Origin of the sequence: Nocardia arseniciresistens, assembly GCF_046764875.1 — a bacterium.
Taxonomy (GTDB): Bacteria; Actinomycetota; Actinomycetes; order Mycobacteriales; family Mycobacteriaceae; genus Nocardia; species Nocardia arseniciresistens.
This window is the reverse complement of record NZ_JBKORD010000003.1, coordinates 184,118-202,609: the sequence shown is the minus strand read 5'-3', so window position 1 is coordinate 202,609 and position 18,492 is coordinate 184,118. Positions and strand designations below refer to the sequence as shown.

Annotated in this window: 13 protein-coding genes; 10 read left to right on the top strand and 3 right to left on the bottom strand. The window is 65.5% G+C overall.

From position 1 onward, the window contains the following. Nucleotides 1–25 precede the first annotated feature (25 nt). A complete protein-coding gene (locus ACLMAJ_RS06425) occupies nt 26–1,390 on the bottom strand; it encodes an FHA domain-containing protein (protein ID WP_412012582.1) in 1,365 nt (454 codons plus the stop codon). A 168-nt stretch (nt 1,391–1,558) separates the two neighbouring features. Between ACLMAJ_RS06425 and ACLMAJ_RS06420 the strand changes: the two genes are divergently transcribed. From ACLMAJ_RS06420 to ACLMAJ_RS06385, 8 genes are all read left to right on the top strand, one after another. Then, complete coding sequence (locus ACLMAJ_RS06420) at nt 1,559–2,761, top strand: DUF7373 family lipoprotein (RefSeq protein ID WP_412012581.1); 1,203 nt, start codon at nt 1,559–1,561, stop codon at nt 2,759–2,761. Nucleotides 2,762–2,947: 186 nt separating this feature from the next. Then, a complete protein-coding gene (locus ACLMAJ_RS06415) occupies nt 2,948–4,129 on the top strand; it encodes a DUF7373 family lipoprotein (RefSeq protein ID WP_412012580.1) in 1,182 nt (393 codons plus the stop codon). Nucleotides 4,130–4,136: 7 nt separating this feature from the next. After that, nucleotides 4,137–5,330 (top strand): DUF7373 family lipoprotein, encoded by a 1,194-nt coding sequence (locus tag ACLMAJ_RS06410; protein ID WP_423246475.1) that lies wholly within the window; start codon nt 4,137–4,139, stop codon nt 5,328–5,330. A gap of 33 nt (nt 5,331–5,363) precedes the next feature. Next, nucleotides 5,364–6,587: a DUF7373 family lipoprotein gene (locus tag ACLMAJ_RS06405; RefSeq protein ID WP_412012578.1), complete on the top strand. Its 1,224-nt coding sequence runs from the start codon at nt 5,364–5,366 to the stop codon at nt 6,585–6,587. 93 nt (nt 6,588–6,680) lie between these two features. Continuing rightward, on the top strand, nt 6,681–8,261 hold the full coding sequence (locus tag ACLMAJ_RS06400; protein WP_412012577.1) for a serine/threonine-protein kinase: 1,581 nt from the start codon (nt 6,681–6,683) through the stop codon (nt 8,259–8,261). A 336-nt stretch (nt 8,262–8,597) separates the two neighbouring features. Continuing rightward, nucleotides 8,598–8,927 carry a WXG100 family type VII secretion target gene (locus ACLMAJ_RS06395; RefSeq protein WP_412012576.1) on the top strand — a complete coding sequence of 110 codons (330 nt, stop codon included), beginning with the start codon at nt 8,598–8,600 and terminating at the stop codon, nt 8,925–8,927. A 31-nt stretch (nt 8,928–8,958) separates the two neighbouring features. Continuing rightward, nucleotides 8,959–9,258, top strand: coding sequence for a WXG100 family type VII secretion target (locus tag ACLMAJ_RS06390; RefSeq protein ID WP_412012575.1), 300 nt, complete (start codon nt 8,959–8,961; stop codon nt 9,256–9,258). A 162-nt stretch (nt 9,259–9,420) separates the two neighbouring features. Then, nucleotides 9,421–9,735, top strand: coding sequence for a putative quinol monooxygenase (locus ACLMAJ_RS06385; RefSeq protein WP_412012574.1), 315 nt, complete (start codon nt 9,421–9,423; stop codon nt 9,733–9,735). 176 nt (nt 9,736–9,911) lie between these two features. On the opposite strand, the gene ACLMAJ_RS06380 is transcribed toward ACLMAJ_RS06385, so the two are convergent. Continuing rightward, nucleotides 9,912–11,387, bottom strand: coding sequence for a type VII secretion-associated protein (locus ACLMAJ_RS06380; RefSeq protein WP_412012573.1), 1,476 nt, complete (start codon nt 11,385–11,387; stop codon nt 9,912–9,914). Continuing rightward, the gene (gene eccCa / locus ACLMAJ_RS06375; protein ID WP_412012572.1) at nt 11,366–15,403 is read right to left on the bottom strand and encodes a type VII secretion protein EccCa; all 4,038 of its coding nucleotides are present in this window, start codon (nt 15,401–15,403) and stop codon (nt 11,366–11,368) included. The genes ACLMAJ_RS06380 and eccCa overlap by 22 nt, the downstream gene beginning before the upstream one ends. 203 nt (nt 15,404–15,606) lie before the next feature. Here eccCa and eccD point away from each other — a divergent pair, with 203 nt between their 5' ends. Both eccD and mycP read left to right on the top strand, forming a co-directional pair. Further along, entirely contained in the window at nt 15,607–17,073 is a 1,467-nt protein-coding gene (gene eccD, locus ACLMAJ_RS06370) for a type VII secretion integral membrane protein EccD (protein ID WP_412012571.1), read from the top strand. A gap of 5 nt (nt 17,074–17,078) precedes the next feature. Further along, nucleotides 17,079–18,479 carry a type VII secretion-associated serine protease mycosin gene (mycP, locus tag ACLMAJ_RS06365; RefSeq protein ID WP_412012570.1) on the top strand — a complete coding sequence of 467 codons (1,401 nt, stop codon included), beginning with the start codon at nt 17,079–17,081 and terminating at the stop codon, nt 18,477–18,479. Nucleotides 18,480–18,492: the final 13 nt, after the last annotated feature.

Here is an 18,492-nt window from a genome sequence, read left to right as displayed (position 1 = left end):
CTCGAAACAGCACCGCTCGAACAGTTCAGCCGAACGGCGGTGGCGCGGCGGGCTCGAAGCGCAGCACCCGATTACCGATCATCAGCTCGGCGCCCGGCACCAGCATCATCGGCTGGTTGGGGCCGAGCCGGACCCAGTCGCGGTAACCGGGCATCCTCGTGCGTGTCCCGTTGGTCGAGCCCCGATCCACCACCGACACATCCCAATTCACCAGCATGATTTCCGCGTGCGCACGCGACATTCCGCCGGAGGAATCGTCGACCTTGAGCGGAATCATGCCGCGCCGCGCTTGCTCCGAATGCTCGGGATCGCGCCCGAGCACCGCGTCCGCGGCCAGCAAGTAGGTTATGCCGTCGTCGAGGATCAGCATGCCGAGCGGTGGGCGCACCACCTCGATCAACTGCTGGGTCTGGTCGACCGGCATGCCGCACACGGTGCAGAATGCCGACCGCGGGTCGCTGGGATGCGCACGCGCACACTTGAATCCGAGCACCTTGACGGTGAGGAAGGTCGCCTTTGCCGTCGCTTCCAGCCTGCGCTGTAGATCCGGATCCGGTTGCGGCACAGGGTTGGTGCCACCCAGTTGGGTCGGCGCGTGATGCGGGTCGAGAGCATGCTGATCCTGATCGGAATCGAGCATCGCGGTCGCGGCCTGCGTACCGGTCGGGTACAGGTCCGCGTCCGGATCGACGCTCGGCACCAAATCCGGATCTGCACTCGGCACCGGGTTCGGATCGATACTCGGCGCCACGTCCGGATCAGCACTCGCCACTACGTCCGGTCCGACGCGCGCCGTCGGCGGAATGTGCCGATGCGGGTCGCTGTGCTCGACCACACCGGACCGGCCGCGCACCGGATCGGACCAGACGATCGCCCCGCCGGCCTGCGCGATGCCCTCGACCAGCCAGCCGATCCCACGCTCCGCGGGCAGTTCGGGAATACGCCCACGCGCATCGTCGACGAACAACGCGACGGCACGCGCGGGGACGCTCGCGACGCGATCGACGGTGAAGGCCGCGTCGCGGCCGCGGTACTGCTCGAACGTGCCGTCCCCGGCCAATACCGCGGTAACCGAACCGTGCAGGAAGATCGCGACGCCACCGCTCTCGGCCGCGCTGAGCACACCGAAATCGATCGGCTGCCCCGGGCTGATCTGTTCGGCGTGCTTCATCAGCCAGCGAGTCGCCTGCCGCGCCACCAGCGCACCCGGTCCGGTCGGCTGCTGCTCGGACACCTCGCGAATCAACTCGGCAAGCGATTCCAGGGCGAGTACGGCAGGTGATTGCGGCGTCAGCCTGCCGAGCCCGCGATTGGCGACGACCACGAGGGCACCGTCGATCCTGGCGACGGCATGACCTCCGGTGACAACCTCGACCTGCCGATCCTTCAACGGTATCGGCCCCCGACAGATGTGGAGTTCGGGTTCGTCGTCACGACACCAGAGTATGGCAATACCAGCAACTTGCGACTGCTTGCAGGTCGCTCGAACAACCGTGAACTTTCTCCACGCCATTCCGGTAACTTCAGATGCACAACCGGGAGGAATGAGGGGCCTGTCATGGTTCGGATCTCGCGCATCGCGCTTGCCGTGGCCTGTATCGGAGTTGCGGGTGTTCTGACCGGATGCAGCGTGCCGGGAACACCGGCCGCCGGGGAGCTGGATGTCCGAAAGCTGGAGGTCGGGACGTATCCGGTCGACCACCACAAGTACTCCCAGGAGGCGGGCGCCAACGGTGCACTACTCGAGGGCATGCGCATGTCCGAGGTCGTTGTCCCTGCGGTTCGGGTCGACCCGGTGCTGAACTATGGGCGGGGCAGCACCCTGATCGCCAACGCCGACGATGCCATTGATTTCCTCGCCAACGCGTCCAAGCCGATCCTGGAGAACCGCAAGATGGTCGTCGGCTACGCGGCCGTCGGCGCGGACCGGGCCGATCCGCCCGGCCAGAACAAGCCCGCACCGGAGGCGACCTCCATCACCGATGTCGTGCTCCGCTTCCCCGACGCGGCCGCCGCGAAGCTCGCCGCCAAGGAGCTGGAGGACGCCGATCTCGCCATCTCCCCCGACAACCGCAAACTCCAGTCGACGAAATATCCCGACTCCTATAACCATTGGCGTCCTGGCATTCCCACCATCGGCACCTTCATGCCATACAAGGAATTCGTCATCTCGCTGTTCGTCCAGCGTCCGAAGGCCGACGGCGCCGACCTGGTGAGCTGGGTAGACAAGACCCTCGCCGCCCAGATCCCCGCGCTGGACAAATTCCAGCCCACCCCGCAGAACAAGCTCGCCACGCTGAAGGTCGATCCTGAAGGCTTGCTGGCAAGGGTCGCGGTCAACAACCGCGCGGGGCACATCCCCGACGGCACCGGCTTCGCCGTCTACGGCCCGAATTTCATGATCAGCGCCTCCGACGACGAAGTCGTCCGCGAACGCCTGATGGAGGAGACCGGCGTCGACCGTGTCGCCATCGTCGATGCCAGTTCCGTTACCCGGGTCCGCGATTTCGCCGCCGCCCAGAAGCTCATCACCGGACTCATCAGCAGCGTCGGCAACCAATTCGACCCGATCAGCGCCCCCAACGACGTGCCGAACGCAAAGTGCCTGGAGCTCAACAGCACCGGCGATACCGACCGTGACTACAAGTATCGGTGTTATGTGCCGTACAAGCAGTACGTCGGCGTGGTGACCAGTGACAAAGAGCCCGACGTCCGGCAGAAGGTCGCCGCGCAGTACGCACTGCTCGCCAATAGTCTCTGACCGCGCGGAACAGATCCTGCTCGGATCGAGCTGAGCCCCGTGCGGCACGCCGCGGTGAAGTAATATCCCGCGAGAACTACGCCGAACACGGGGGCGGTTGTGAGGCTTGCCGTCGTCCCGTAGAGAAGGGACGGTGGCGAGCGGCCGCCGGGACGGGGAAGAATGAGGTTCAGAGGCGGGCTGGCGATGCTGATCGCAGCGGCGGCCGTGGCAAGCGTGAGCTGTTCGAGCAACGTTTCAGGCCATCCGCAGCCGGGCTCGGCGCCGGTGGATGTGGCGTCATTGAAGGTGGGGGCCTTCACCCCGGAGCCGACGGCCTTCCGGCCGAGCATCTCCAGTGCGTCGGATGTCCGGCTGATCGAGGCGCGACGGATGCTCAATTACCTGGCGCACCCGTTCGAGATTGATGGCGACATCACCGACGCGGGCAATCTGAAATTCGCCTACGACGCCGGGTCGATGATCGGAACGAACTACATTCCCGAGAAGTTTCGACCGGCCATGGAGGACAACAACCTGCTCGCCGGCGTGTACATGTCGGCGATCAACACCAACCTGCGCAGTCGGAAAAAGCTGATCATCTCGATCATGCGCTTTCCGACCGATGCCGCGGCCGGACGGGCAGCCGATCAGTTCGATCAGCTCGCCAACACCGAACCCGGGCGTCATGGCATCCCGATCGAGGGCCACCCGGACGCGAGGGCATCCTCGGGCACCGACATCTCGGCCTTCTCGTTCATCTCGCACGGGCCGTACCTGATTCTGACGAACGCCGGTGTCCCGCAACCGAATCAAGGCGCGCTCGCGGAAGTCATCGGAAAGACCATCAACCGGCAGATCGAGCTGTTGGACACTCAACAGCCGACGCCGCTCGATGATGTCCTCGATCTGCCGCTCGACCCGGACGGCATTATGCGGCTGGCGCTGCCCAAGTCGCCGGACTACTCCGATCCGTTCCTCACCGACGACGACTTCGGCGCCTACCAACCCTCCGGTCAGCTGCATTTCGAGCGAAGCCCGCGCGAAACGAAAGAGGCATTCGAGCGCAGCGGCGTCGATCTGGTCGGCCGCCGCGGCGGGATCGTCTATCGCACACGCGATCTCACCACCGCGTTCGGTCTCCAGTCGGCGCTGGTCAAGACCGGGAAGAATGACGAGGTACTCGACCCACCGCCCGGGCTGCCCGACGCACGGTGCATAAAGCTCGACATCACCGACGTCATCAGGAATTTCGATCAGCTCTGCGCCGTGGTCTACGGACGGTATGTCGGCGTCGTTGTCACGAAGGCGCCGTTGGCCTCTCGCCTGAACACGGCGCTGTATCAGCGGGCCGCCGCGCAGTACGCGGTGCTGGCGAAGGGGGCGTGAACCGGTGATGCGAACGCGAATCCTGTGCCTGGCCATTGCCGCGACGCTCGGCGCATTGACCGGTTGCGGTGACTCCGGCGGTAGCGCCGACTCCCCCGATTACGATGTCGCCGCACTCGATGTCGGCAACTATCCGACCGCGCCACGTGATATCGAAGCGTCCCGAACAGCGGCGTCCGGTCCACGCTTGGAGGCGGCCAGGATCGGTGCGGCGACACCGCTCCCGATGGAGGTCGACGGAAGGCTGATCTACAAGCCGACCCTGTATTGGGAGCGGCGGATCACGCCCGCGAGCTCGAAAGAGCTGCCCTCCATAGACAACACGGAGTTCAAGGATCTGACAGCGGGCCTGGTCGCGGGCTGGTTCACCCGTGGACAGCGTCGCGAATCCTATGGCCTCGGTCGCGCATTGGAAATGTATGCACTGCGTTTCACCGACGCCACTGCGGCAGCGACGGCCGCCACCCGAATCGCGGGCAGACAGCAGCAGGTACTGCCCGGTGCGCCGATAGCAATTCCCGGCATTCCGGCGGCCACGGCGAAATGGTCTGTGACAAAGCGCTATCTCGATGCCCAGCTCACCAAGGACACCATGCTCCTGATGGTCCGCGTCGAAGACCCGATCACCGAACCCGTCGACACCGCACCGCTGGCGGAGCTGGCGCGGCGCGCGTTCGACAAGCAACTCGAAGGACTGAAGAGCTACACCCCGACTCCGGTCGACCAGCTCGGGTCGCTGCCGATCGACGTCGACGGGATGCTGAGCCGCACGTTGCAGTTGGAACGCAACGCCTCGGAGAAGGACAATGGCGATCTGTCCATGGTCCTGGCGAAACAGGCTGCGCTGCACGCCGAGTTCTATCCCGATCTCGCAAGAGCCGCCTTCGCGGACACCGGCGTCGATCTGGTCACCTATTCCGACGACCGGGTGTATCGCACCAAGGACAACAATGCCGCAGAGCGCTTGATCGCGGCATTCATCGATCAAGAAGCCGAGGGCTACAAAACAATTGACAGCCCACCCCATATGCCCGGCGTCGAATGCTTCGATCTGAAAGACCCGAAAGGCAACACCTTTCGTTATCCGCCGGTGTGTTATGTAGCAGTCGACCGCTACGTCGCGCGCATAGAGAACAAGAATGTGCAGCAGCTCTATCAACAGGTCGCCGCGCAATACAAGCTATTGATTCAGGGGCGATAGGCAGTGTGGACTACGCGAACGAAAGGGCCAGGCATGCGGCTCGCGGTAAAATCGACGCCGATTCGAGCCGCGTGGGCTCTACTCCTCGCCGGTGCGCTGACGCTGGGTGCCGCCGCCTGCGGTTCAGCGGTGTCCGGGACCCCCACCCGGACCCAGCCCGACATATCCAACTGGGATGTCGGCAACTATCAGACCAAGCCGCGCGTTATCGGTAATGCCAAGAGCGAGCGCCAAGCTCGCGCGCGTGAGGCACAGCGGCTCGCCGACTTCGTAGCCCTGCCCTTCGAGGCCGATCCGTCCTACGTCGAGGACGCGTGGCACATCCGTCCGCACATCGTGCTGAACCGGAAAACCATCGACAACATCGTCATCAACGACACCTTCGACGAGGTCGCGAAGGACTTGGTCGCCGGCTGGGTCAATGCCTGGCAGACCGGCGGCGAAATCCAGGCCCCACGACGCACATTGAACATCGCGGCGCTGATGTTCCCCGACGCGAAGACCGCATCCGCGGTCGGCCCCGCACTCGAACACGACGACTTCACCTACAGCAGCGACAACCAGCCGGTTCCCGTCACCAAACATCCGAACACCACGGCCCATTGGCGACCCGATATCTCCTCGATCGGTTCGTGGACCGTGCACGATCGGTATGTCATCTTCATCAAAGTCGTCGACGACACCTCCGCGCCCGACCTGCCCGCCCTGACGAATCAGGTCGAGCGGATGCTCGACGTGCAGCTCCCGCTCATCGACAAATTCCAGCCGACGCCCGCGGGCGAATTACAGCGCGTCGCCCTCGATCCACAAGGACAGCTCGGACGCACGCTGCCGAGCAGTCCGGAATTACCGCTACGCCCCGATCCCGACGGCCTCTATACCGGCCGTGGCGCGCTGTCTTTGTTGCAGGCCACCGCGAAGTCACTGACGAGATTCGAGGAGGCCGAGGTCGACCTCGTCTCGTTCGGCGACGCCGTCGTGCTCCGAAGCAAAACCGAGAAAGGCGCGCGCGCCATGTGGAAGGAGTGGCAGCCCTCGACCACCCTGGAGCCGAATCAAAAGATGATCGCCTCGCCGTCCGGGCTCACACAGATCGAATGCTATGCGGATCTGGTCGGATCGGGCGATAAGCAGACCGTGGCCATGAACGTCTGTACCTTTCAGGTCGACCGATACACCGTGCAGGCGGTCGCGCGGCAACTGCAAGATCTCCATCAGAAGATCACCGCGCAGTACGCCCTGATCACAAGTAGCTGAGGTCGGTGCGAGCTCCCCGGATTGCGGTGACTTGCTAGATTTCTCCGGAAGGCTCGCGTTTCCGGGCGTTCGACATCGTTGAGGGAGGACCGAATGGCGTTGCGGCCCGGTGCAATCGTCGGCGGCTACCGGGTACTTCATGTCCTCGGCGCCGGCGGAATGGGCACCGTGTATCTGGCGCAGAACCCGATACTGCCCCGCCGCGACGCGCTGAAAGTGCTCAGCGCCGATCTGTCCACCGACGACGAGTTCCGCGCCAGGTTCGAGCGCGAGGCGAATCTGGCCGCCGGGCTCGACCATCCCAATATCGTCGCGGTCTACAACCGTGGCGAAGAGGCCGGTCAGCTGTGGATCGCCATGCAATACGTCGAGGGCACCGACGCCTCGGAGGAGGCCAAGAAGGGGCCGGGAGCGATGACACCGCAGCGAGCGCTGCGGATCGTGACCGAGGTCGGCAAGGGGCTCGACTACGCCCATCGGCGCGGGCTGCTGCACCGCGATGTGAAGCCGGCCAATTTCTTGCTGTCGGCCGCGGAGGGCGACGACGAGGAACGGGTCCTGCTGACCGACTTCGGCGTCGCGAAGTCCGCGGATGACGGCCAAGACCTCACCGCGACCGGCAATTTCATGGCCACCGTCGCCTACGCGCCGCCCGAGCAACTGGTCGGCACGAATCTGAACCACCGCGCCGACATCTACAGCCTCGGCTGCTCCTTCTTCAAGCTGCTGACCGGGCAGAACCCCTACCCTTCGACGATGCCCGCGGTGGTCATGATGGGTCACCTGCACGAGCCGCCGCCGAAATTGAGTGCGGTACGCCCCGGTCTGCCCGCCGCGCTCGACGGCGTGATCGAGAAGGTGATGGCCAAGGATCCCGCACAGCGCTACGCCACCTGCCGCGAATTCGTCCAGGCGGCCGGAGCGGCGTTGTACGGCAACCAGTTCCATGCGCCCGAGACCGGCTTCGTGACCGATCATCGGGTACCGCTCGCCGCGCCCGTCACCGGTCAAGGCATTCCCACCGCCGCGCCGATGACCGGCCACCATGCGCCCAACGCGGGATACCCGTCGCAGCAGCGCGAGGACACCGACCAACGCCTCGTCGCGACCGCGCGAAACGGCAACGGGCGCTCACGTTCCCGCAGATTCATGGTGCCCGCGATCCTGGCCGTCGTTGTCGCCGCTGTCGCGGCGGGCACCTTCTACATAACGAGCCGCGGGTCGGATTCCGGCGGTGGCGGTGACCAGTTGGCCCAGGTCCGCAACGATAATCCACAATTCTCGGGAAAGTCGGTTGTCGCCTTCAATTTCGGCAACGCCACACTGTCGGCCGTGCTGAACCCGAGCGAACAAGCCAAATTCCTGCAAAGCATCGGCTTCCAATACAGCCCGAAGTACAAAACGGCGGGCGATGAAAAATCACCACGTTCCTTGTCGGTCAATGGTTTTACTTCGGATATCGATTCCGATGTCGTCATCGTGCTCAGATCCGACAACGACGCGGGAAAGGGCGGCCTGCGCGGCCTGCCGAGTTCCATCATGCGGACCACGGGCACCATCGTGGTGGTGGACGATCCGTCTGCGGTGCAGGCTTTCCAAGTCTGGACCGATCAATCGCAGGCCGTTCTCATCGACAAGATGATCCCTACCATCGCGGCGAAGGTCGCCAAGTAGCGGAATCCTGGCGTCACGGCACGCCATTGGGTAGGGTGATGCGCAGCCAGCCCACTCGCGAGTTCAGGTGGTAGCGAGCACAGGGGGAAGGAGGGGAGCGGAGCGCTGGCAGCGACCGACGCGGCGGCACCGCGTTACGAGACGTCCGGGGGGATCTCATCCAGGCCTTCCGTCCACGATGCAGCCGGTCGACAACGCGCACGCGACGAGACGAACATCCAGCGGATTTTTTCCGAAACTGGATGGAACCGATCAGGTCTACAACACGTCCAAACATATGAACAGGTCAGCTCGCACCTGCAATGTTGACCAACATTAGAAAGAGGAGGAGCCGCAATGGCAGGGCAACTTGACGCGAGTCCCGAGTTGATCGCCCAGAAGGCGAAGGAGTTCCAGGAGCAGCACAACAGCCTGATGATCGCCATCAGGACGTTGAAGGCTGACGAGGACGCCGTCACCAATGGCGCCAACTGGCAGGGCCAGGCGCGCGATGCGTTCAACTCCTTCATGGAGCGCTACTACGTCCAGGCCGACAAGCTGAACGACAAGCTGATGGAGACCTCGGAGAAGCTGATCAAGGCCGGTTCGTCGTTCGAGTCCCAGGACACCGACTTCGCCCAGCAGGTGCAAGCTCAGGTTTCCAGCCTCGACCTGCCCCCGGTCTAATCCCTCAAACTCGCACGAAAGGAACCTGAAAATGGCCGGTGGATCGCAGAATATCTCCGCTAACTTCGAGGGTGTCGCCGACGGCGCGCGCCAGATCATCAAGCGGGCCGAAGGCATCAAGGACGAACTCGAGTCCTTCCACAAGAAGGTCGAAGAATTCGTCACCCAGAACTGGAAGGGTGCGACCAACGACTCCTTCACCGAGCTCCAGCGCGGCTGGCAGCAGCACGTCGTTCAGCTGAACACGACACTGCACGGCGCCGGCACGCTGATCGACAAGGGCAACTCCGAGCTTCAGGGCACGGACTCCGCTCTCGCGGGACTCTTCTGAGACGACGTCCACTCAGACCATTCGTGCCCCCGGCAGATTTGCCGGGGGCACGAATTTTTGAGAGGAGAAAGCCGCGAAAGCCCGAAGCAGAGAAGTTCAGGGCGATTCGCCGACGTCCTGAACTCGCGGTCTGCGAGCGCTTACCACTGTTACGGTGGGCCGATGTTTGCACTCGTGGTGAAGTTCGACCTATTCGATGCCGACAAGGAAGCGGGATTCGACCAGCTCGTCACCGAGACCGTTGAGAGCATTACCGAGAACGAGCCCGGCACGCTGGTCTACGCGGTCAATGCTGTAGAGGGCGAGCCGCTTTCGCGGATATTCTATGAGGTGTACCGCGACCGTGAGGCATTCGACGAGCATGAACGTCAGCCACACACACGACAGTTTCTCGACCAGCGAAGCGAATACATCGAGTCGTTTCGAGTCGAATTCTTGTCGCCGCTCATGGCGAAGGGCCTGCCCGAGGCGGGCTGATCTACAGACGGTCGGTGATCCCACACCACACCGCGAACCCATGCACGGCTTCCGTACTGCGTGCCTGAGCGCGCGCCAGAGTGCGAACCGTCTCAGCAAGATCATGAATCTTGCCTGTGACCTGCGTCCTTATCGGCGGAGATAGGGGAACTGAATTCCCGTAGGGGCACAATGTTTTACGGCAGCACCTGCTCCGAAGCCGCGAACTGTTCGCAGGTCGCCGCGAGCGGCTCCCATTCGCCGAGATACTGGCATCCGGTGCTGACCTGGAGTCCGTGCTCCACCAGCACGTGCCAGCGCACCGTGGAACCGTCACCGGGCCGTTCGGTATAGGCCAGGCCCGACTTTCCACCGAACACCTGGTCATGTTTCAGATCGGCCAGTGCGCCATTGGGCTTCTGCTGCATTTGGGCCTCGAGGTTCCTGGCAACCTGTTCGTATCCGACCCCGGCGGCGACCGGCGTCTGGGTCACGGTGATGCGCATGCGGCTGCCGTCCTGCGGCACCAGGTCGAAACGCGGCTTGCTCGGGTCGGGGGGCTGCGCGAACCGCCAGCCCTCCGGGATCTGGAAACCCACGCGCCCAACAGGTTCCGGCGGCTGGGCTCCCGGAGCTGGGGCGGGCCTGGCATTGCCAGTCGATTGCGCCGTGGTCGTGACCGGCGCCGAGGTTTCCGCCGACACCGCTGGGCTGTCTTCCGAGCCGCCGAGCACCACCGCGGTGCCCACCGCGGCCGCGGCGACAACCAGAACGCCCGCTACCCCGGCGACGATGTATCCGATGCGGCGACGGTCGGGGGCCGCGGCGGCGGCCGCGCGCTGTCGAAGCGGCTGCATCCATTCCGTGGCAGGCAGCGCCGGTACCACCTCGGTCCGCCGGTCGGGGTCCGGTGTCGGCCCACGCACCAGGTCGGCACCGCCGATCGGCCGGAGTTCGATGGCGGGTCCACAGATCTGCTGAACCAGCGAGCGGATCATCTCGAGTTTCGCCGAGTCCGAAACACCCACGACCTGAACAACATCGGCGGGCCTGTCGTCGAGCAGCCTGGCGATGAGCGCGGCAAGGTCGTCGATGCCCTGTGGGTCGGGGCCGATGTCGGCGAGTGCGAGATTCGGTTCGTACTCACATGATTCGAGGTGGATGCCCTGATGGCTGCGCACCACGGCGGTGGCGGTGGTGGCGAGCGGGCCGAATTCCAGCACGACGGTGCGTCTGCTGCGGTCGGTACCCTCATCCGCTGACACCGCGCGAACGGCCATGTCCTCGAACAACACATCGCTGGCGACGCGACGAAGGGCGGCCTCCAGTACCCCACGTCGACGCGAACCCCACTCCGTTGGACACACGACGGTGACCTGATCACACGGGGTGGCGACACCGAGATTGCGCAGCACCGTCTCGACGATCGCCGTCATCGCCTCGGAGACCGCGGGAACTCGAGGCAGCAGCGCGAGCCGCGCGCCCGCGATGAACTGAACGGCGGAGCTGACCTGTGTCGGTGGCGTCAACGACTCACCGATCACCAGGTCCCCGTCGCTGCCGAGCACGACCGAGGGCGGCACCGCCCAGTGGGTGGCCGGGCCGCGCGCCCAGATCCGCGTGTCGGTGACAACCAGATCGACGACGGCCATCACTCGGCCGCCGGCATCCATGCCAGCTGAACCAGATCCTCACTGTTTCGCGTGACGTAGGTACCGCGGCCCGGTGGCTTGATGCTCGGGCGCGTGGTGCCCATCAGGATGCCTTCGTCCTTGTTGCAGCTCATGATCAGACCGGCGGAGCCGAGGTCCTTCATTCTGGCCAGCGTCGCCTCGTACATCGCGCGGCTCGCGCCGCCGGAGCGGCGGGCGATGATCAGGTGAAAGCCGAGGTCGCGGGCGTGCGGCAGGTGCTCGACCAGCACCGACACCGGATTGCCCATCGAGGTGGCGACAAGGTCGTAGTCGTCGATGATGACGAACAACTCCGGCCCGCTCCACCACGAGCGATCGCGCAGCTGCTGCGGTGTGACGTCCTGACCCGGTGTCCGCTGGCTGACGTAAGCGGCGAGATCGGCCATGTTCTGGGTGAACTGCGGTCCGGTCGACCCGTAGCCCGCGAGGTAGCCGTCGGGCACCAGGCCGAGCATCGTGCGCCGGTAGTCGCCGAGAATGAAGCGCGCCTGATTCGGGGTGTTCGACGCGGCGATGCCCTCGACGATCGAGCGCAACAGCGCCGTCTTACCCGACTCGGTATCACCGATGACGATGAAGTGCGGGCTCTCGTTGAAGTCGATATAGACCGGCGCGAGCTCGGATTCGTTGATACCGAGGGGAATACGCATGTTCTTGCGGTCGGTATCGACCTGCGATGGCCAGTTTCCCGCCATTTGCAGCAGCTGCTCGCGCGCAAGTACTTCCGGAAGCATGCGCGCCGCCGGGGCGTGCCTGCCCGGTGTGAGGCGGGCGATCGTCGCCACCGCATCACCGACCGCCGCACCGAGATTGGTGGGGTCGGAGCTGGTGTCGATGCGCGGCAGCGCGGTAAGCATGTGCAGGCATTCGGGCGTCATACCGCGACCGGGCCGACCCTGTGGGACAAGGGCGGCGAACTTGCGGCCGAGGTCGGAGTCCATCGGGTCACCGAGGCGCAGCTCGATCCTGGTGCCGATCTGGTCCTTGAGCGCGGGACGCGCCTCCGCCCACCGCGCCAGCGCGATGACGACGTGCACGCCGTACGAAAGCCCCTGCACCGCAAGGTTCATGATCGGCTGCTCGAGCGGATCGAAGTCCTGGCGGATGGAGCCGAAACCGTCGATCACCAGGAAAACGTCACCGAAGGGGTCCTCGTGCGCACCTGCGGCGGCCGGGCTGCTGGAGGGGTCCATGGACCGCAACCTGCGGAACTCGGTCATGGACTCGATGCCGAGTTGACGGAAACGCGCCTCGCGGGACCGGACGATGGTGTTCATCTCGGCGACGGTGCGACGGACCTTGTCATCGTCCAATCGGCTTGCCACCGAACCGACATGCGGCAGCCCCTGCAAGCTGGCCATGGTGCCACCACCGAAGTCGAGGCAGTAGAACTGCACCTGCTCGGCGGTGTGGGTGAGCGAAAGCGCCATGATCATGGTGCGCAGCGCGGTCGATTTGCCGGACTGCGGACCGCCGACGATCGCGACGTTTCCCCGGGAACCCGACAGGTCGACGACCAGTGGGTCGCGGCGCTGGTCGTAGGGCTTGTCGACAAGGCCCATCGGCGCGCGCAGTGTCGCGACCGCCGAGTACTCGCCGGTGAGGATGGAGCGCGGGATGAGCTGATCGAGGGTCGGCGCCTCATCCAGCGGCGGCAGCCAGATCTCGTGCGCGGGGCGGCCGTGGCCGCGGATGCGCGAGACGAGCATGTTCACATTGGAGATCTGCTCGCCGTCGTCGGACTGCTCGGGCTCGTCGGAAGGCGTCGGCTGCAACGGGATCCGGTCGGCGGCGCGGAAACCGACATGGGTCGCGGCGAACGGGCGTGCCTTCACGTCGATTTCGCCGCCCGCGATGCCCGCGCTGGTGACCTCGCGCTGCGAACCGCCGCCGATGTAGGGGCCGGAAACGTAGGAAGCCTGGAACCGCTGGATCTCGCCGGAGTCCGACTTCAGGTACCCGCCACCGGGAATGCCCGGCAGATTGTAGGCATCGGGAACACCGAGCACCTGGCGAGATTCATTGGCGGAGAAGGTCTTCAGACCGATCCGGTAGGACAGGTGACTCTCCAGGCCCTTCAACTTGCCTTCTTCGAGGCGCTGCGAGGCCAGCAGCAGATGTACGTGCAGCGAGCGGCCGAGGCGACCGATCATCACGAACAGTTCGGCGAAATCCGGGTGCTGGGTGAGCAATTCGGAGAACTCGTCGAGCACGACGAACAGCGCGGGCAACGGGTCGAGGTCGGCACCGGCGGCGCGGGCCTTCTCGTACTCGGAGACATTGGCGAAGTTGCCCGCCTGGCGCAGCACTTCCTGGCGACGGTTCATCTCGCCCGCCAGCGCGTCCTTCATCCGGTCGACGAGGTCTGCCTCGTCCTCGAGGTTGGTGATGACCGCGGCGACGTGCGGCACGCCATCGAGACCGAGGAAGGTCGCGCCACCCTTGAAGTCGACGAGCACCAGGTTCAATTGGTCCGGTGAGTGGGTGGCGAGCAGGCTGAGCACCAGCGTGCGCAGGAACTCGGACTTACCGGAACCGGTCGCGCCGATGCACAGGCCGTGCGGGCCCATGCCGCTCTCGGCAGCTTCCTTGATGTCGAGTTCGACCGGCAGGCCGTCCGCGCCGACACCGAACGCGACGCGCAACCGCTCACGGCCGTAGCGGGGCCGCCAGGCATGCTCGGGATTGAACGTGCCGATATCGCCGAGGCTCATCAGCTGCGACCACGACGAGATCACCTCGGAGTCGTCGACCTCGACATCGCTGCTGCGCTGGGTCGCCGCGCGATACGGCGCGAGCCTGCGCGCGACCTGCTGGGCCTGCTGCGGGGAGATCCGGTCGATCAGCGCGAAACGTTCCTGGTTGCCGGTGGCGCCGCGGCCGACGCACTCGCCGTTCTCCACCACCATCTTGATGCCGCGCGAAACCGCCAAACGTGGTGCGTACCCACACAAGTCGATGAGGGTGACGCCTTCGTAGCCGGATTCACGCAGCTGGTCGTCCTCGGCCTCCAGCAGACCGCCGTCGACCACGATGACGATGTGCACGAGGTTGACGTTGGCGGGCTGGTTACGCGAGTAGCGAACCCTGTTGGCCAGCAACGGATGCAGGCCCGCCATCGCCTCGCGGATCGAGCCGTAGAACATGCGCTGGGTGCCGATGCCGTCCTGCGAATCGGGGTGCTGGGTATGCGGCAGCCACTTGGTCCACTCCCACTCCCGTGCGGTGTCTGGTCCGCAGACCACGGCGACGAGCACCTGGTCGGGAGCCTGGAACATGCACAGCTGCAACAACATCGCGCGGGTCATTTCCCTGGCCTCGATGCGGTCGCCGTCGAGGGCGATGGTCGCGAAGCCCTTCACCGCGATCGCGGTGGGCAGATCGGGAACCGTCGAGTGGGCGCGCACGAAACGGCGCAGCGACACCGCGGCGATCGGCTCCAACTCTTCGACAGGACCGGTCTCCGGCGCGACCAGGCGAGTGGCAAGGCGCTGGCCGCCGATACCGATGCGGGCGTGGCAGAAGTCCTTGTCCCCCGCGCGCCGCTCCCACATCCGGCTGGTGCCCGCGAGCATCCAGATCAGGCCGGGCTCGGGGTGGCTCCATTCGACCGAAGCGCGCTGCTGTCGGGCGGTGTCGTCGACATCCCTTCGCACCTGGTCGAGATACCGCAGATAGTCCTTGCGGTCCTCGTTCGCCTCAGCGGCCTTGGCCCCCTTGCCACCGCCCTGACCAGCGAACATGCCGACCATGGAGAAGACCATCATCATCGGGAACATCATGGTCATCGGGTTCGCCGAGATGCCACCGCCCTGCGTGAACATCAGGGCCATCATCCCGACCATGCCGACGACCATCACGACGGGCATCAGCTTGCCGAGCAGACTGCCCGGCGTTACCCGTGGGATCTCGGGCGGCGGCTGCAACGTGACCTCGCCACCTGGCGAACGCGGCATCTCTCGTCGCGCACGGCGCTGGAACCTGACGGTACTCATCGCTGTGCCTCGCTGTCGCTACGCTCGCTCATCAGACGAGAAATCCCCCTTACGCAGCTGTACTTCGGCCTCAGTGTAGAGCCGGCAGCTGACATGTCGTACAGTTCGACCAGCATTCTGCTGCCCGAACCGTGGGTTCGCAAGCTCGGCCCTTGGGTATGCCGATTGCGGAAACACGAGGTAGAGAACGAGTTGGGGGAAGCTTGACGCACGCGCGCCTTGACCACATCGATGAAGAATCCTCGCGCGGTATCGTCCGCGCACCGGACTTGGCCCGGGTGACGATTCTCGCGAAACACACTCAGGTCGATATGGCGATTCCGGTCGACGTGCCCGTCGCCCTGGTGATCCCGAGTGTTGTCGACATGGTCGCACAGCACAGTCGCACCAACGATTTCGACAACGAGGGCGAGCGCTTCGAGCCCGCCGAGTGGGTGCTCGCCCGCATCGGTCATCCCCCGTTCTCCAATTCCCTGAGTCTCGGCGAACACGGCGTCCGCGACGGCGAACTGCTGATGCTGGAGAGCGCATCGCACACCGCGCCGACCCCGCTGTTCGACGACATCATGTACAACGTCGCGATCGCGGACACCGACCACTACCGCAGTTGGACACCGAAGGTCGCGAGGATCACCGGTTCCGTCCTCGCCGCGCTCACCATGATCGTCGGCTGTCTCGGCCTGCTGCTTTCGAAGGACGCACTGCCCGGCTACGTGAGCGGGTCGATGGCGCTGGCCGTCGCGATCCTGCTGGTGGTCGCGGGCATGGTGCTCAGTCGCATGTACGGGGACACCGCAACCGCGCTCGTCCTCGGTGGCTGTGCGCTGCCCCCGGCGTTCGCCGCGGGCATGCTGCTTGTGCCCGACGACTACAACTGGGCGCACGTGCTGCTCGGCTCGGTCCTCGTCGGGGCCACCGCGATCCTCGCGTGGCGCGTGACAGGTGTCGGGCTCGCGCTGTTCATCGGCGCGAGCACCCTTGCGGTGTACGCGGTTCCGGCCGCGTTGATCGGCCTGCTCACCGAGCAGTCGGTGCGCGCCGTCGGCGCGATCGCCGCCGCGCTCGGACTCGGCGGGCTCTCGCTCGCACCTCGGGTTTCGATGCTGCTCGCCAAACTGCCGCTGCCGCCGGTGCCTTCGCCCGGCACCCCGATCGACCCGACCGAGGACGACCCGGACGATCACCGCGCGCTGCCGACCATGGACGCGTTGCGGGTCAAGTCGGAACGGGCCCGCATGTATCTCGGCGGACTCGTCGCGGCTACCACACTCGTCACTGTCGCGGGTGCGCTTGCCGCCGCCGACCCGAACGCCGAGGACCCCTACTGGCAGGGCATCGCGCTCGCGCTGGTCTGCGCGGTGGTGCTGATGTTCCGCAGCCGCACCTACGCGGGCGCCGAACAGGCCGTTGTGCTGATCGCGGGCGGCGCGAGCATCGTGTTGATGATGCTGGTCGGCGCGGGCATCGGCATGGAACAGCCGCTGGTGGTCTTCGGTGCCGCGATGGCCATCCTGGTCGCCGCGCTCATTCTCGGCATCATCGTCCCGAATCAGTCGGCGACGCCGCCGATGCGCCGCGGCGTCGAACTGCTGGAGTACGCGTTCGTCGCGGCCGTACTGCCGCTGGTGTTCTGGGTGGCCTCGCTCTACTCGCTCGTTCGCGGGCTGTGAAGATCATGCTGCGCGTAGCGGCCGTTGCCGTAACGCTCGGCCTGAGCTCGTCTTTCGGGCTCGGCGCCGGACAGGGAGTCGCGCACGCCGACCGGCCACCACCGGTGAATCCGAGCCTGCTGCCCGCAGGCGATCCGGCGGCACCGCCCGAAAAGACCGAGCGGCCACCGAATTCCGATTGCTCGAACACCGTGTCGGGCGGCGACGGACCGAGTATCCCCGCCGCGCAGCGCTCACTCGACTTACAGAGCGCCTGGCGGTTCTCGCGTGGCGAAGGCCAGCTGATCGCGGTCATCGACACCGGCGTCGTGCGCCATCCCCGGCTGCCGGGGATGGAGGCCGAAGGCGACTTCGTTGCCAATTCCGGCGACGGCACCGAGGACTGCGACGCACACGGAACCTTCGTCGCGGGCCTCATCGCCGCGACAAAGGTTGAGGGTCAAGGCTTTTCCGGGGTCGCTCCCGATGCGCGCATCATGAGCATCCGGCAGACGAGCAAGATGTATCAGAAGGAAGGCCGGGCACGAGAGCGTAATCCCGACGACCTGCCCGAGGGCTACGGAAACCTGCCCACCATGGCCTCGGCGATCCGGAGGGCCGCGGACAAGGGCGCCTCGGTCATCAATGTCTCCGAGGTCTGGTGCGGGCCGGAGAAGGACCGCGACGGATCCATCGGTGCCGCACTGCAATACGCCACCCTGGTGAAAGACGTAGTCGTCGTGGTCGCCGCGGGAAACAAGGACGGCGCGTGCAAAACGGATCAGGAGGTGATCGATCCGTTCGATCCCACCGCGGACCCGTGGAGCAAGGTCCAGGTCAATGTGGTCCCGGCCCGCTGGGACGACTACGTGCTGGCGGTCGGCTCGATCGATGCCAACGGCGCGCCGTCCAAGTTCAGCGTGCCGGGTCCGTGGCTGAGCGTGGCCGCGCCGGGCGAGAACATGATCTCCCTCGATCCGCGCGGCTCCGGGACGGCGACCGGAACCATCAACACCCGCGGCGAACAGCAGACGATGAACGGCACCAGCTTCGCGACGCCGCTGGTGTCCGGCGTCGTCGCGCTGGTGCGTGCTCGCTTCCCCGAGCTCAGCGCGCAGGAAGTGATCAAACGGGTGCAGGCCACCGCGCACGCGCCCGCCGAGGGTTGGAATCAGTACGTCGGCTACGGCGCGGTCGACCCGATCGCCGCGCTGACCAACGAGGTGACCGGGGGGCTGCCGCCCAAGCGCCCGAGCCCGGCCATGAGCACCCAGCTGGCGGTGCCCGCTCCGGCTCCCGCACCCGATCATCGGGCCCGCAATATCGCACTGATCGGCACCGGAATCATCGCGGTCGCATTGATTCTCGGCTACCTCGCGTCGTTCCCGATCCGCCGCAGGTTCGGAATCACCTCCGACGACATGTGAACCATCCAGGGCA